The organism is Curtobacterium sp. MCSS17_007, assembly GCF_003234175.2.
Lineage (GTDB): Bacteria > Actinomycetota > Actinomycetes > Actinomycetales > Microbacteriaceae > Curtobacterium.
This window is the reverse complement of sequence record NZ_CP126257.1, coordinates 1020874-1035924: the sequence shown is the minus strand read 5'-3', so window position 1 is coordinate 1035924 and position 15051 is coordinate 1020874. Positions and strand designations below refer to the sequence as shown.

Here is a 15051-nt window from a genome sequence, read left to right as displayed (position 1 = left end):
CACGAAAGAACGGGAGGAGCGGGCACGTGGCCCGCCCCTCCCGCAGAGTCTTGTCGTCGCTGGTGTTACGCGTTGACGATGTTGACGACCTTGCGGCCGCCCTTGGTGCCGAACTCGACCGAACCGGCCGAGAGGGCGAACAGCGTGTCGTCGCCACCGCGGCCGACGTTGGCGCCCGGGTGGAAGTGGGTGCCACGCTGGCGCAGGATGATCTCGCCGGCGTTGACGACCTCGCCACCGAAGCGCTTCACGCCGAGGCGCTGTGCGTTCGAGTCACGACCGTTGCGAGTGGAGCTCGCACCCTTCTTGTGTGCCATCTTCTACTCCCGCCTTACGCGATCGAGGTGATCTTGACGCGGGTCAGCTCAGCGCGGAAGCCCTGACGCTTCTTGTACCCGGTCTTGTTCTTGAACTTCTGGATGACGACCTTCGGACCACGGAGGTCCTCGAGCACCTGGGCGGTGACGGTCACGTTCGCGAGCTCGGAAGCCGCCGACGTGATCGTGTCACCGTCCACGAGGAGCACCGGGGCGAGGTCGATGTTGCCCTTGTCGTCGGCCTTGGCACGGTCGATCGTGAGGATCGTGCCGACCTCGACCTTCTCCTGACGGCCGCCGGCGCGCACTACTGCGTAAACCACGTGGAATTCCTTACGTACTCTGCTTGAGGGAAGTCTCGGGTGCCCACTTCTGCACGAGCGGCTCCCGGAGGCCGGGCCCGATCGGCGACGCAGGCAGAACGGCCCGCTGACACCAGGGATCGAGAATACTCGATCCCCCCGGGTCCGGTCAAACGGCGACACACGTACGATGGCTCGCGTGACCGTGTTGATCGACCCGCCGACGTGGCCCGCCCACGACACCGTCTGGTCGCACCTCGTCAGTGATGCATCCTACGACGAGCTCCACGCCTTCGCCGAACGGGCCGGGGTTCCGCGCCGTGCGTTCGACCACGACCACTACGACGTGCCGCGCTCCCGCTACGAGGAACTGGTCGCCGCCGGGGCGACGGCCGTCACCGGTCGCGAGCTCGTGCTCCGGCTCATCGCCAGCGGCCTGCGGGTCCCGCAGCGCGACAAGCGCGCGCACTGACCGCCCAGCGCGCGGACGGTCCGGACGGCAGGCGCACGGCCGGGAGGCACGGATCGCCTCCGATGCTCGTCACACCGCTCGGGGCGGGCGGCGTGGTCGCCGCGGTGCTGCTCGGCTCGGCCTCCCCGGCGCGGCAGGGCGCGGTCCGACCCCCGGTGCGAGATGTGGTCCGGGGACGACGCAGAGCGCGCGTGCCAGGGCGTGGGACGCTAGCGGGTCGGCGGAGCCCACCGATCGTCAGGACGCTGCCCTGCCTGCGGACCGCTCGGCTGCGCACCGTACGGGCGGCCCGCCTGCTGCGGCGCGGACGGTCCCGGGGCGGGCGGGAACGTCGACGGGGGCACGGCGTCCGCCGGCCGCACCGTGCCCGGCCGGCCGGCGTCCGAGCGCTGGCCGTTGCGCCCGCCGCGCGGACGACCGAGCCACAGCCAGGCCGCCGTCGCGGAACCGAGGAGCATCAGCGTGAAGGGCACGCCGTCCCGCAGCGGGCCGGTGACGACGTCGATCACGAGCCGCGCCCCGGAGCCCGTCCGCACGGCTGCGTACGCACCCGTGAACACCCCGACGAGCGCCAGGGCGATCGTGCCGCCGGCCCCGGCGAGCACTGCCCGCAGGAGCACGGTCGGCAGCGGACTGCGTCGGTCGATCGGCGTGAGGAACGCGAGCGCGAGGAACGCCCCTGCGTAGAACGGGAACGGCGATGCGAAGACCCCGGAGACGAAGCTGCCGATCAGGCTCGCGCCGGTGCCGTAGGTCGAGAAGGGGTGCACGACGAGGGACGTCCCGAGCAGCCCGAGGACCCCCGAGACGAACTCGACCAGCACGATCGACACCACGGCGATGAGCGCGCCGGTGGTGTTCGCGACGGAGGCGCCCGGTGCGAACGCGCGACGCGGGTCGGACGGTCGCCGGGGTCTCCGGGACGCGGCCCGGCCGAACGGCTGCTGCTGGCCGAACGGCTGCTGCTGGCCGAACGGCTGCTGCTGGCCGTACGGCTGCCCCGCGTACCCGGGGGCTCCGCTCGGCTGCCCGTCCGAGGGCGGTGCGGGCTGGGACCAGCCCGCACCGTAGTACCCACGGTCCTGCTGGCGACCTCGGGGGTCACCTGCGTCGGACACCTCAGTTCCCCACGATCACGGAACCGTCGTCCTGCGCGTCGTCACCCGTGGTCGCCGGCGCACTGATGCTCGGCGAGGACACGCGCCGCGAGCGCGACCGTCCCTGTCCCGGCTGCTTCGGCTCCGGGAGCGCCTGCAGCACGGAGTCGAGGAGCGACTCGGTGTCGTCGCGCACCGAGCGCGGCTCGCGCTTCGTCACCGCGACCGGGATGTCGAGGATCGCGACGGTGTTCTCGGTCGGGGTGACCGGAGCACTCGAGCTGACCCGACGACGGACCGGCGCGGCGGCCTTCACGGGCGCCGACTCCTCCGACGCCGTCACGGGCGCGGCCGGGGCCGCTTCCGGGGTGCTCGCGGCCGCCTCCGTGGCCGTCGACGCGGCTCCGGAGGGCCGGGCCTCGTCCGACGGCTGCGCGGCCGACACCTGCTCGTTCGATCCCTGCTGCTCGGTGGCGGGGCTGCCGGCACCGCGACCACCGCGACGGCGGCGGCGCTTCGAGCCGGAGCCCTGCTCGCCGTCACGACCCGAGCCGTCACGACCAGGAGCCTTCTGACCGGCGGTCTCGTCGGAGCCCTGCTCCGGTGCGGACGCGGGCGAACCGGCGGATGCGGGCGACCCGGCTGACGCCGGCGATCCGGCCGACTCGGGCGACGGGACCGACGCAGCACCGGCGCGCGGCGCGGCGACGCCGGTCACGCCTGCCGCCTCCTCGTGCGGCAGCGTGGACGCCGCGATGCGGGACAGCGCGTTCTTGACGTCCTCGGTGATCTGGTGCGCCTGCGAGGACTGTGCGTTGGAGCCGTTGCCCGAACCGCCGCCGTTGCTGCTCCCGCCGCCGTTGCCGTTGCCGTTGCCGTTGCCGCCGTTGTTGTTCGAGCCCGCGTTGCCGCGGCTCTTCCGACGGCTCTTGCCCTGCTGCTCGGCCGTGTTGTCGTTGACCTTCGCGTTGACCTCGTCGAGGGACTCGCGGAGCCCGACGCCGATCTTCTTGCGGGTCATCTGCACGAGGCCCAGCGAGGTCACCTCGGCGACCTGGTGCTTCGTGCGGTCACGGCTGAGGCACTCGACGAGACGCCGGAGCACGAGGTCGCGGTTCGACTCGAGGACCATGTCGATGAAGTCGATGACGATGATGCCGCCGATGTCGCGGAGGCGGAGCTGCCGCACGATCTCCTCGGCCGCCTCGAGGTTGTTCTTCGTGACGGTCTCCTCGAGGTTGCCGCCGGAACCGACGAACTTCCCCGTGTTGACGTCGACGACGGTCATGGCCTCGGTGCGGTCGATGACGAGCGAACCGCCCGACGGCAGCCAGACCTTGCGGTCCAGGGCCTTCTCGATCTGCTCGTTGAGGCGGTACTCCTCGAACGAGTCCGGGCCGTCGTAGACCTCGACGCGGTCCTTGAGGTCCGGTGCCACGGCGTCGAGGTACTCCTCGATCGTGCCGCGCGCCGCCTCGCCGTCGATGATGAGCTTCGTGAAGTCCTCGTTGAAGACGTCGCGGACGATCTTCACGAGCAGATCCGGCTCGGAGTGCAGCATGACCGGCGCGTGACCGTTCGCGACCTTCTTCTGGATCGCCTCCCACTGGCTGGTCAGGCGCTGGACGTCGCGCGTCAGCTGCTCCTCGGTGGCGCCCTCGGCAGCGGTGCGGACGATGACGCCCGCGTGCTCCGGCAGGACCTCCTTGAGGATCTTCTTGAGCCGCGCGCGCTCCGTGTCGGGCAGCTTGCGCGAGATGCCGTTCATCGAGCCGTTCGGCACGTACACCAGGTAGCGGCCGGGCAGCGAGATCTGCGAGGTGAGGCGGGCACCCTTGTGGCCGACCGGGTCCTTCGTGACCTGCACGAGCACCTTGTCGCCCGGCTTCAGGGCGGCTTCGATGCGGCGGCCGTGGTTGCCGGTGTCGACCGAGTTCCAGTCGACCTCGCCCGCGTAGAGCACGGCGTTCCGGCCGCGTCCGATGTCGACGAACGCCGCCTCCATCGAGGGGAGCACGTTCTGCACCTTGCCGAGGTAGACGTTGCCGATGAGCGAGACGTTGTGCGACTTCGTGACGTAGTGCTCCGCGAGGACGTTGTCCTCGAGCACGCCGATCTCGATCTTCGACGAGCTCGAGCGGACGATCATCTGGCGGTCGACGCTCTCGCGCCGAGCGAGGAACTCGTCCTCGGTGATGACGGTGCGTCGGCGACCGGCGTCACGACCGTCGCGGCGGCGCTGCTTCTTGGCCTCGAGTCGCGTCGACCCCTTGATGCGCTGCGGCTCGGTGATGAGCTCCGGCTCGCGGCGGCGCGGCTCCTGGTGGTCGCGCGGCTCACGGACGCCGCGCTCCTGACGGTCCGCGCTGCTCCCCCGACGGCGCGAGCGACGGCGTCCGCCGCCCTGCTCGTCGTCCTCGTCGTCGTCCTCGTGCTCGTCGCGGGCGGCACGCACCGGCAGGTCCAGCAGGACCGGGGCATGGAAGATGAGGCTCAGCGTGCTCGTGGCCTTCGGCACGAACGGCTCGTCGGCCTCCGGCGCAGACGTGAGCTCCGGCCGGGAGGCGGGGCTCCCCTCGCCGACGCCCGTCACCTCGGACGCGGGTGCGGCAACGACGCTGGGCTCCGGCGTGCTCGCACCGCCGTCGGGCGCGGCCGCGGTCTCGGCGGCCCCGGCGCCTGCGGGCTCGGCCGCCGTCGATGCGTCACCGGCGACGACGGGCTGGCTGCCGGTCACCGTCGAGACGTCCTGGGGTTCGGTGCTCGGGCTCGCGACCTGCTCCACGGCCACCTCGACCGGGGAGGACGGGGCGTCGGTCCCGGCGGGTGCGGCGCTCTCGTCCGAGGCGGGCGCGTCGTCCACCGGCACCTCGTCGACCGGCGCCTCGTCGACCGGTGCGTCGTCGGTCAGCGCGACCGACTCGACGTCCTGCGTGGTCTCGTCGACGTCACCACGGGCCTCCTGGCCGGTGGACCGGGCGCGACGGCTGCCGAACAGGCGGCCACGGCGCTTCGGTGCGACTTCTTCGTTGTTCGGGTTGTCGGTGTTCTGCTCCACCATGGATCTGGTGCACTCCTCGGCCCCACTCGCATCCTGACGGACGGCGGGAATTCTGTGGTTGTCACGGGCGGCGTCCACGCCCCCGCGTTCGTTGTCTTGCGACCGGTCCGCGGCACCCCGTCGTTCGGTCCGCAGCCGTTCCGTGTCGGGCACCCGGCCCGTCCGGCTCGGCATCGGAAGTGACGCGAGTCCCGGTCACGGCGCGCTCTCACCGCACCTGATCGTCCGGGCTGCTGCCCGGAAAGCTCTCTTCGCCGCACGGATGGCCGCGCGGCTGCTGTCATTGTCGCACGAGGTGCCAGGAAAGTACCGGAACGGGCATGCGATGATGACGCCGTGAGCACGAGTGCAACCACGCCCCGCCGCCCGATCGCGATGGCGGTCTTCCTCGTCGTCACCGGCGCGGTCGGCCTCTTCGCCGCGTTCAACCTCGTGCTCGACGAGTTCGCGAAGTACGAGAACCCGTCGAAGGCGCTCAGCTGCGACGTCAGCCCGTTCGTGAACTGCTCCCAGGTGATGACGAGCTGGCAGGGCTCGCTCTTCGGCTTCCCGAACCCGCTGCTCGGCGTCATGGGATTCGTCGCCCCGATCGCCGTGGGCGTCATGTTGCTCGCGGGGATGCGGAACGGCAACCGGTGGTTCTGGATCCTCTTCAACGCCGGGGTGTTCCTGGCGTGGGTCTTCGTCACCTGGCTCTTCACCCAGACCGTGTGGGTCATCGGGTACCTCTGCCCCTGGTGCATGCTCGTGTGGTCGGTGACGATCCCGATGTTCTGGATCTTCACCACCTGGAACGCTGCGCAGGGCCGCTTCGGCGCCGGGGTCCAGCGGGTCGGTCGCGCGCTGCTGCCCTACTCGTGGGCGCTCGTCCTGGCGAACTACGCGGTGATCGTGGTCTGCATCCTCATCGTCTTCCCTCGGGTGCTCACGACGCTCCCCTTCTGACGCCGCGGCGCCCCGGCCGCTGCGGAGTGCCCATCTCGGCCCACCGAGCGGGCCAGATCTGTCACCCTCGTCCGTCTCCGGCGACGGATCTTGCCCTCGCCCGAGAAGCCGACGGCATGTCCCGCCCGCTCGGTGCTCCCCCGCCGGCGGCTTCGCTCTGCCGGTGCGGCTTCCCGGACGGCGCCGGCTGCGGGCGTTCGTCCGAGCCGAGCGACACTGCGCCGCGCCCGGTCCTTCCCACGACACTTGTGATCCCGCGTGGGAACGGGCATCCCTGATGAGACCGATGCACCAGCTACGCCCGGTTCCGCTCGGTACGCCCGGATCGACGAGGCACCCGCACCAGTGCCCGCGCCCGCCGCGCCCGCGCCCGCCGCGCCCGCACCCACGCCGCGCCCGCGCGCACTCGCACCTGACCGGGAACGACGTCGGCCCCGCGCTCCCGGAGCGGGAGCGCGGGGCCGATCGTGGTCGAGCGGTTACTTCGCGGCGGCCTCGATGGTCGGCACGACGTCGGTGAGGGTGCTCACGCGCTTGCCGTCGACCAGGATCGTCGGCGTGCCGAAGCCCTGCGGGCCGGCGACCGCGGGGTCCGAGGTCACCTGGTTCGTGATCTTCGTCACCCAGCCCTTGTACGTCTCGTTCGACAGGCACTCGGACACGTCGGAACCGGTCGCCCCGCCGGCCTTCACCAGGTCGGCGATCTCGGCGTTGGTCAGGCCCTTCGTGCCCTCTTCCGGCTGCTTCTCGAAGAACTGCGTCTGCACGTCGAGGAACTTGTCCGGCGCGTAGTTCGCGACGCACATGGCGGCGTTCGCGGCACGGCTGGCGTACCGCGAGCCGAGGTAGCTGCGGTCGAGGATCGACACCGGGTGGATCTCGAGCGTCGCCTGGCCGTTCTTCACGAAGTCCGTGATCTGGTCGGCGTAGGCGGCCTCGAACTGCTTGCAGACCGGGCAGGCCCAGTCGACGTACTCGACGACCTTGACCTTGCCGTCGCTGTCCGCCGTGGCGACCGGCGACGGGGTGCCGTCCGCCGAGACCGCTCCGGTCGTGACGGGCGTGATCGTGCCGTCGCCTCCGGTGAACTGGATGCCGCCGGTCACCATGTTCTTCGGGCCGGCGGCCGAGGTGGTGCCGCCGCTGTTCACGTTCACCACGACGATCGCGATGATCGCCGCGACGGCCACGATGCCCAGGCCGATGCCGCCCTGCAGGAACCACTTGTTGCGGCGCTTGCGGCGCCTCTCGGCGTCGGCCCGCTGGCGGGCGATCTCACGCGCGTGCTGACGACGCTCGTTCTTGGTGGGACGGTCGTTGTTCGTCATCGCGTCTGTGCTCCGCTTCCGTCGATCAGGCGAACCAGAGGGCGAGCTCGCGTGCGGCCGACTCCGGGGAGTCCGAGCCGTGCACGAGGTTCTGCTGCACCTTCAGGCCCCAGTCGCGACCGAGGTCACCGCGGATGGTGCCCGGGGCGGCCGAGGTCGGGTCCGTGGTGCCGGCGAGCGAGCGGAAGCCCGCGATGACACCGTTGCCCGCGACGCGCACGGCGACGACCGGACCGGACTGCATGAACTCGACGAGCGGCTCGAAGAACGGCTTGCCCTGGTGCTCCTCGTAGTGGGAGTCGAGCAGCTCACGCGACGCCGTGACCATCTTGAGGTCGACGATCTCGTAGCCCTTGGTCTCGATGCGACGGAGGACCTCTCCGGTGAGCTGGCGGGCGACGCCGTCGGGCTTGACGAGGACGAGGGTCTCTTCGAGATCGGACACGCAGTTCTCCTGTGGTTCGGTGGTGGTCAGTCCTCGGCCTGAGCGGCCCGGAACGCGGCGTTCTGCCGGTCGAGCTGACCGCCCTTGACGAAGCAGAACACCCACAGCGCCAGGAACACCGCGCCGACCGCGAACATGAACGGTTCGATGAACCCGGTGGCGAGGATGGCCGCCTGCAGCAGCCACCCGAACCATACACCGGCCGGCTTGCCCGTCAGGCGTGAGGCAGCTGCGAGGACGATGATCGCCAGGATGCCCCCGCCGAACGCCGCGAGGGGCGGCAGCGTGCCCTTCCCGTAGACGACGAGCATCGGGAAGAAGAACATGACCGCTTCGAGTCCGAGCGTGATCGACAGCAGGCTCTCGCGGGCGCCGCGCTGCGGACGCGGCTTCCGCACGCGCGGCTGGCGGCCCGGTCGGGAGGCGCGTGGTGCGTCCGTCACTCGGCACCGCCTTCCGCGTGGACCAGGTCCATGACCTTGCCCACCATCACGATGGAGCCGGCGACGAGCACGAGGGCGTCCTCTGCGTCCGCCTCGTCCGCGAGGTCACGGGCCTCCTGCAGTGCCTGCTCGAGCGAGGGCTCGACGACCACGCGGTCCTCGCCGACCTCGGCGACGACGATGCGGGCGAACGCGTCGGCGTCGAGGGCGCGGTCCCCCGGTGGCTGCGTGACGACGAACGTCTGCACGGTGTCCTTCAGCGCACGGACGAAGCCGCGGGCGTCCTTGTCGCCGAGGATCCCGACCACGCCGACGACGTGCTCGGACGGGAACGCGACCGGCAGCGCCTCGGCCAGGGCGCGCGCTCCGTGCGGGTTGTGCGCGGCGTCGACCACGACGGTCGGCTCCTGCGCGATCGGCTGCAGGCGTCCGGGACTCGTCGCAGCGGCGAGACCCTCGGACAGGACGTCCTCGTCGAGGGCCTGCGACCCGCGTCCGAGGAACGACTCGACCGCGGCGATCGCGACGGCGGCGTTGTGCGCCTGGTGCTGGCCGAAGAGCGGCACGAACAGGTCGTCGTAGCGCCCGGCGATGCCCTGCACGGTGACGAGCTGGCCGCCGACGGCCGGGGTGTCCGACACGACGGAGAACCCGGTGCCCTCGACCGCGAGCGTCGACTCGGTGAGTTCCGCAGCGCGCTCGAGCTCGGCGAGGGCCTCGGGCGTCTGCGCGCTCGACACCACCGACGAGGACGGCTTGATGATGCCGGACTTGGTCCGGGCGATCTCGGCGACGGTCGACCCGAGCTGCTTGGCGTGGTCGATCGCGACGGGGGTGATCACCTGCACCTGGCTCTGCACGACGTTGGTGGAGTCCCACTCGCCGCCCATGCCGACCTCGATGACGGCGACGTCCACCGGCGCCTCGGCGAAGCACGCCAGCGCGAGGACGGTCAGCGCCTCGAAGAAGGTCAGCGGCTGCTCACCCTTGGCGGTGAGCTCCTGGTCCGTCATCTCGAGGATCGGGGTGATGTCGTCCCAGTTCTCGACGAAGCGGTCCGCCGCGATCGGCTCGCCGTCGATGACGATGCGCTCCCGGATCGACACCAGGTGCGGGCTCGTCATCAGGCCGGTGCGGAGTCCGTGCGCGCGGACGATGCTCTCGGTCATGCGCGCGGTCGACGTCTTGCCGTTCGTGCCGGTGACGTGGATGACCGGGTAGGCCAGGTGCGGGTCGCCGAGGAGCTCGACCGCGCGACGGGTGGCGGTCAGCCGGCGCTCGGGCGCCTGCTCGCCGATGCGGGCGTAGAGCGCCGCCTCGACCCGGCGGACCTCGTCGTCGTCCCCGCCGTACGGCAGGGCCTCGGTCGGGGCCTGGTCGCCGGACGGCCCGACCGGGATGCGGACCCCGGCCGTGTCGTCGAGCGGACCGAGGTCCTCGATGCCGTCGTGGTCGTCGTACTGCTCGCTGTCGCTCATGCGCGTGCCACCTCCACGGACACCTTCGCACCGTCGCCGACGTCCGAGCCCTCGCCGGGAGCGAACGTCGTCGTGGTCACCTCGACGCTCGTCGCCAGGGTCTCCCCCGCGATCAGCTGCTCGTGCGTGCGGACGGCGCCCTCAGCGTCGTCGGACACCCGGAGCGTCAGGGCGATCCGGTCGCTGACGTCGAGGTCGGCGTCACGGCGGGCCTGCTGCACGGCGCGCACGACGTCACGGGCGAGCCCCTCGGCCTCGAGCTCCGGGGTCGTGACGGTGTCGAGCACCGCGAAGCCGCCGCCGTCGAGGAACGCCACCGCGACGGAGTCGTCCGCCACGGTGAGGTCGAGCGTGTACTCGCCCTCGACGAGGTCGACACCGCCGACGGTCACGCCGGACTCGGTCGCGACCCAGTCGCCCTTCTTGGCGGCCGGGATCACCTGCTGCACCTGCCCGCCGATGCGCGGACCGGCGGCACGGGCGTTGACGGTGAGCTTGCGCTCGATGCCGTAGCGGCCGAGCGAGGACTCCTCCTGCTGCTCGAGCACGACCTGCTTGACGTTGAGCTCGTCGCGGAGGATGTCCGCGAACGGCTCGATCGCGGCGGGGTCCGGCACGACGAGCGTCAGCGTCGCGAGCGGCAGCCGGACGCGCTTGCCGGTGGCCTTGCGGAGCGCGAGGCCCTTCGACGCGACGTCGCGCACGCGGTCCATCGCGGCGACGAGGGCGTCGTCCGCGGGGAACTCGTCGGCGTCCGGGAAGTCCTGCAGGTGCACGCTGCGCCCGCCGGTGAGACCCTTCCAGACCTCCTCGGTGACGAGCGGTGCGAGCGGTGCGGCGACGCGGGTGAGCGTCTCGAGCACGGTGTACAGCGTGTCGAACGCCGCTCGGGCATCGGGCGAGGACTCCGCGCCGAGCCAGAACTTGTCGCGCGACCGACGGACGTACCAGTTCGTCAGCACGTCGGCGAAGTCCCGCACGGCCTGCGCGGCGAGCGGGGTGTCGAGCGCGTCGAGGTGCGTCGTGACGTCCTCGACGAGCACGCGGGTCTTCGCGAGCAGGTAGCGGTCGAGCACGTCGGTGCTGTCGGCGCGACGGGTGGCCTGGTAGCCGCTCTCCCCCGACGCGTTGGCGTAGAGGGTGAAGAAGTAGTACGTCGACCACAGCGGCAGCAGGAACTCGCGGACGCCCTGGCGGATGCCCTCCTCGGTCACGACGAGGTTGCCGCCGCGGATCACCGACGACGACATGAGGAACCAGCGCATGGCGTCGGCGCCGTCGCGGTCGAACACCTCGGAGACGTCCGGGTAGTTCCGCAGGCTCTTCGACATCTTCTGGCCGTCCGAGCCGAGCACGATGCCGTGGCTGATGACGTTCCGGAACGCCGGGCGGTCGAACAGCGCGGTGGACAGCGCGTGCATGACGTAGAACCAGCCGCGGGTCTGCCCGATGTACTCGACGATGAAGTCCGCAGGGCTGTGCTCCTCGAACCACTCGCGGTTCTCGAACGGGTAGTGCACCTGGGCGTACGGCATCGAGCCGGAGTCGAACCAGACGTCGAACACGTCCGAGATGCGGCGCATGGTTGACTGCCCGGTCGGGTCGTCGGGGTTCGGGCGCGTCAGCTCGTCGATGAACGGACGGTGCAGGTCGACCTCGCCGTCGGCGTTCGTCGGCAGGCGGCCGAAGTCACGCTCGAGCTCCTCGAGCGAGCCGTAGACGTCCTGACGCGGGTACGCCGGGTCGTCGGACACCCACACCGGGATCGGGGTGCCGAAGTAGCGGTTGCGGGAGACCGACCAGTCGATCGCGTTGCCGACCCACTTGCCGAACTGGCCGTCCTTGACGTTGTCCGGCACCCAGTTGATGTCCTGGTTGAGCTCGCCCATGCGGTCGCGGAACTCGGTGACGCGGACGAACCACGACGAGACCGCCTTGTAGATGAGCGGCTTGCGGCAGCGCCAGCAGTGCGGGTAGCTGTGCTCGTAGGACGCCTGGCGGAGGAGCCGGCCCGACTCGCGCACGGCCTTCGTCAGCGGCTTGTTGGCGTCGGACCAGAGCATGCCGGCCACGTCGCCGAACTGCGTCGTGAAGAGACCGCCCTCGTCGAGGGACAGCACGACCGGGATGCCGGCGGCCGCGCAGACCTCCTGGTCTTCGGCACCGTACGCCGGGGCCTGGTGCACGATGCCCGTGCCCTCGCCCGTCTCGACGTACTCGGCGACGAGGATGCGCCACGCGTGCTCGTAGCCCTCGGCGTCCGCGAGGAAGTCGAACAGGCGCTCGTACGCGACACCGTCGAGCTCGGCGCCGGCGACCGTGCGGAGCACGGCGGCGAGCGCGTCGTCGGCCGACTCGTAGCCGAGGTCCTTCGCGTGGGCGGCCACGGTGTCCGCGGCGAGCAGGTAGCGAGCCGAGCCGGCGTCGCCACCGTCAGCCGCGCCTCCCGGCCCGGCCGGCACGACCGCGTAGGCGATCTCCGGACCGACCGCGAGCGCCGCGTTCGTCGGCAGCGTCCACGGGGTCGTCGTCCAGGCGAGCGCACGGACGCCCTCGAGCCCGAGCTCGGCGGCGCGGGCGCCCTGCAGCGGGAAGACGACCGTGACCGACTGGTCCTGGCGCATCTTGTAGACGTCGTCGTCCATGCGCAGCTCGTGGTTCGACAGCGGCGTCTGGTCGTTCCAGCAGTACGGCAGGACCCGGAAGCCCTCGTACGCCAGCCCCTTGTCCCAGAGCTGCTTCCACGCCCACAGCACGCTCTCCATGAAGGTGACGTCGAGCGTCTTGTAGTCGTCCTCGAAGTCGACCCAGCGCGCCTGACGGGTGACGTACGCCTGCCACTCGTCGGTGTACTGCAGCACGGACTTCTTGGCCGCCGCGTTGAACACGTCGACGCCCATGTCGTCGATCTCGTGCTTCTCGGTGATGCCGAGCTGGCGCATGGCCTCGAGCTCGGCGGGCAGCCCGTGGGTGTCCCACCCGAACCGGCGGTGCACCTGCTTGCCGCGCATGGTCTGGTAGCGCGGGAAGACGTCCTTCGCGTACCCGGTCAGCAGGTGGCCGTAGTGCGGCAGGCCGTTCGCGAAGGGCGGGCCGTCGTAGAACGTCCACTCGGTGCAGCCCTCGCGCTGGTCGATCGACGCCTGGAAGGTGTCGTCGCCCTTCCAGAAGGCGAGGATCCCCTGCTCGACGGCGGGGAAGGACGGGGACGGCGTGACGCCGTCGGCATCGGAGTTGAGCGGGTAGCGCACCTGGGGGCTCCTGTGGGTCGGTTCGTCTCCACGAGGACGGAGTGTGCTCCGCGGTACCACCTCGCTTGCCGGACGCTGCTCGCGCTGCGACCGACCGCTCGTTCGCCGGATGGGGTGCGGTCCGGTCCGCCCGGGTCTACTGACGGCGGTGGTGCTGCCGCGTTCTTCCGGAGGCTCCCCGGTGATGGCCGGATCGCTGCCTGGTGGGGACGAGTCTACAAGAGTCGGAGCATGCTGGAGCGATGCCCTCGTCCGAGAAGCAGGACCGTCCGGAGTCCCTGCTCACCGTCGTCATCGCGTTCGCCGCCAACCTGCTCGTCGCCGTCGCCAAGACCATCGCCTCGCTGATCTCGGGGTCAGCATCGATGACGGCCGAGGCCGCGCACTCCTGGGCCGACACCGGCAACGAGGTCTTCCTGCTCGTGGCCGAGCGGCGTGGCGCGAAGCAGCGTGACCGGAAGCACCCGCTCGGGTACGGCCGCGAGACCTACATCTGGTCGATGTTCGCCGCCTTCGGCCTGTTCACCGCCGGTGCCGTCGTGTCGATCTGGCATCACCGAACTCGGTGAGACCGGTCCCGCGGAGGACGTCGTCCTGAACTACGTCGTGCTCGGGATCGCGTTCGTGCTCGAGGGCACGAGCTTCCTGCAGGCGTACCGCCAGGCGCACGGTGCGGCGACGAAGCGTCGCGTGCCCGTGCTCCGGCACGTGCTGCAGTCGTCGAACCCCACGCTCCGCGCCGTCTTCGCCGAGGACGCCGCGGCCCTGGTCGGGCTCGTCATCGCGTTCCTCGGTGTGCTCCTGCACCAGCTCACGGGGCTCGCGGTGTTCGACGCCGTCGGGTCCATCGCGGTCGGACTCCTGCTCGGCGTCGTCGCGATCGTGCTCATCGAGCGCAACCGCCGGTTCCTCGTCGGCGAGGCCACCTCGCCCGAGCTCGAGGACGCCGTCCTCACCGAGCTGCTCCGCCGCGACGAGGTCGAGCGGGTGACCTACCTGCACCTCGAGTTCGTCGGGCCGTCCCGCGTGTTCCTCGTGGCCGCCGTCGACCTGACCGGCAACGAGCTCGAGGACCACGTCGCGGTGCGGCTCCGCCGGGTCGAGGCCTCGCTCGAGGAGAGCCAGTACATCGAGGAGGCCGTCCTCACCCTGAGCATCCCGGGTGACGCGTCGCTCGCGGCGCGAGGGGACGGCGAGGTGCCGGGGATCGTGCGCGACGGCACGGTCGAGGACGTCGCGGCCGGCGGCGCGGGGACCCTGCGGACGGAGTAGCGGCGAGTGGCCGGTCAGCGGGCGTCGAGCCCGGCGGCCACGGGCGTGAGCGCCGCGGCGACGTACTCGACGAGCGACCGGCGCCCGACACCGTCCGCCACCCAGACCCCGAACGCAGCGGCGGCTGCCCCGAGCAGCGCACCGGACACGGTCTGCGGCCAGAGCGACGTCGGGTGCTCCCCCGTCCGGGCCCCGACGAACGCCGAGACCGCCCCGTGCTGCGCCATCACCCGAGCAGCGACGCTCGCGACGAGTTCCGTCCCGATGTCCATGACCTCGGCCTGCGCGATCGCCCACGGCACCCGCTCCGGGTCGTGCGCGCGGGCGGCGGCGACCAGGGCCTCCTCGACGGCCCGCACCGGGCTCGGCTCCGTGGACGCAGCGAGGAACGCGGGGATGTCGGCGACCGCGGCATCGAGCTCGAGCCAGAGCACGTCGGACTTCGCGCCGAAGTAGTTGAAGAAGGTGGCCCGGCTCACCCCCGCCCGCGCGGCGATGTGGTCCACGGTCGTCCGCGCGTACCCCTGCTCGAGGAACAGCTCGGCGGCCGCGTCGGCGAGGACCTCGGCGCTCGAGCGTCGGGGGCGGCCACCGCGGCGCATCGTCTCGTCCATGTCGCCAGTAAACCGCTAGACTCGGT

The 15051-nt window shown here is 71.2% G+C and carries 12 protein-coding genes and 1 pseudogene; 3 read left to right on the top strand and 10 right to left on the bottom strand.

What is annotated here, in order from left to right; all coding sequences use genetic code 11:
* Positions 1-65: 65 nt before the first annotated feature.
* Both rpmA and rplU read right to left on the bottom strand, forming a co-directional pair.
* On the bottom strand, positions 66-317 hold the full coding sequence (gene rpmA, locus DEJ22_RS04865; protein ID WP_022905368.1) for a 50S ribosomal protein L27: 252 nt from the start codon (positions 315-317) through the stop codon (positions 66-68).
* Between the two features lie 14 nt (positions 318-331).
* Positions 332-640, bottom strand: a complete 309-nt coding sequence (gene rplU, locus DEJ22_RS04860) for a 50S ribosomal protein L21 (RefSeq protein WP_058728431.1) — start codon at positions 638-640, stop codon at positions 332-334.
* A 178-nt stretch (positions 641-818) separates the two neighbouring features.
* On the opposite strand from rplU, the gene DEJ22_RS04855 reads away from it, so the two are divergent.
* Positions 819-1091, top strand: a complete 273-nt coding sequence (locus DEJ22_RS04855; protein ID WP_111227546.1) for a DUF4031 domain-containing protein — start codon at positions 819-821, stop codon at positions 1089-1091.
* 209 nt (positions 1092-1300) lie between these two features.
* Here the strand turns inward: DEJ22_RS04855 and DEJ22_RS04850 are convergent, their stop codons facing one another.
* Positions 1301-2209: a YoaK family protein gene (locus DEJ22_RS04850; RefSeq protein WP_111227547.1), complete on the bottom strand. Its 909-nt coding sequence runs from the start codon at positions 2207-2209 to the stop codon at positions 1301-1303.
* A gap of 1 nt (position 2210) precedes the next feature.
* Positions 2211-5249 carry an Rne/Rng family ribonuclease gene (locus DEJ22_RS04845; protein WP_111227548.1) on the bottom strand — a complete coding sequence of 1013 codons (3039 nt, stop codon included), beginning with the start codon at positions 5247-5249 and terminating at the stop codon, positions 2211-2213.
* A 336-nt stretch (positions 5250-5585) separates the two neighbouring features.
* On the opposite strand from DEJ22_RS04845, the gene DEJ22_RS04840 reads away from it, so the two are divergent.
* Complete coding sequence (locus DEJ22_RS04840; RefSeq protein ID WP_258379650.1) at positions 5586-6194, top strand: vitamin K epoxide reductase family protein; 609 nt, start codon at positions 5586-5588, stop codon at positions 6192-6194.
* Positions 6195-6673: 479 nt separating this feature from the next.
* On the opposite strand, the gene DEJ22_RS04835 is transcribed toward DEJ22_RS04840, so the two are convergent.
* The 5 genes from DEJ22_RS04835 to ileS are packed head-to-tail and all read right to left on the bottom strand — an operon-like array spanning position 6674 to position 13139.
* Positions 6674-7522, bottom strand: coding sequence for a DsbA family protein (locus DEJ22_RS04835; RefSeq protein ID WP_111227550.1), 849 nt, complete (start codon positions 7520-7522; stop codon positions 6674-6676).
* A gap of 25 nt (positions 7523-7547) precedes the next feature.
* Positions 7548-7967, bottom strand: a complete 420-nt coding sequence (gene ndk, locus DEJ22_RS04830) for a nucleoside-diphosphate kinase (RefSeq protein WP_111227551.1) — start codon at positions 7965-7967, stop codon at positions 7548-7550.
* A 26-nt stretch (positions 7968-7993) separates the two neighbouring features.
* Positions 7994-8410: a DUF4233 domain-containing protein gene (locus tag DEJ22_RS04825; RefSeq protein WP_058728425.1), complete on the bottom strand. Its 417-nt coding sequence runs from the start codon at positions 8408-8410 to the stop codon at positions 7994-7996.
* The gene (locus DEJ22_RS04820; RefSeq protein WP_111227552.1) at positions 8407-9888 is read right to left on the bottom strand and encodes a bifunctional folylpolyglutamate synthase/dihydrofolate synthase; all 1482 of its coding nucleotides are present in this window, start codon (positions 9886-9888) and stop codon (positions 8407-8409) included. The genes DEJ22_RS04825 and DEJ22_RS04820 overlap by 4 nt, the downstream gene beginning before the upstream one ends.
* Complete coding sequence (gene ileS, locus DEJ22_RS04815) at positions 9885-13139, bottom strand: isoleucine--tRNA ligase (protein WP_111227553.1); 3255 nt, start codon at positions 13137-13139, stop codon at positions 9885-9887. Before ileS ends, DEJ22_RS04820 begins: the two co-directional genes overlap by 4 nt.
* A gap of 242 nt (positions 13140-13381) precedes the next feature.
* Here ileS and DEJ22_RS04810 point away from each other — a divergent pair.
* A pseudogene (locus DEJ22_RS04810) lies at positions 13382-14411 on the top strand (cation diffusion facilitator family transporter).
* 14 nt (positions 14412-14425) lie between these two features.
* Here the strand turns inward: DEJ22_RS04810 and DEJ22_RS04805 are convergent.
* Complete coding sequence (locus DEJ22_RS04805; protein WP_111227554.1) at positions 14426-15025, bottom strand: TetR/AcrR family transcriptional regulator; 600 nt, start codon at positions 15023-15025, stop codon at positions 14426-14428.
* Between the last annotated feature and the right edge of the window lie 26 nt (positions 15026-15051).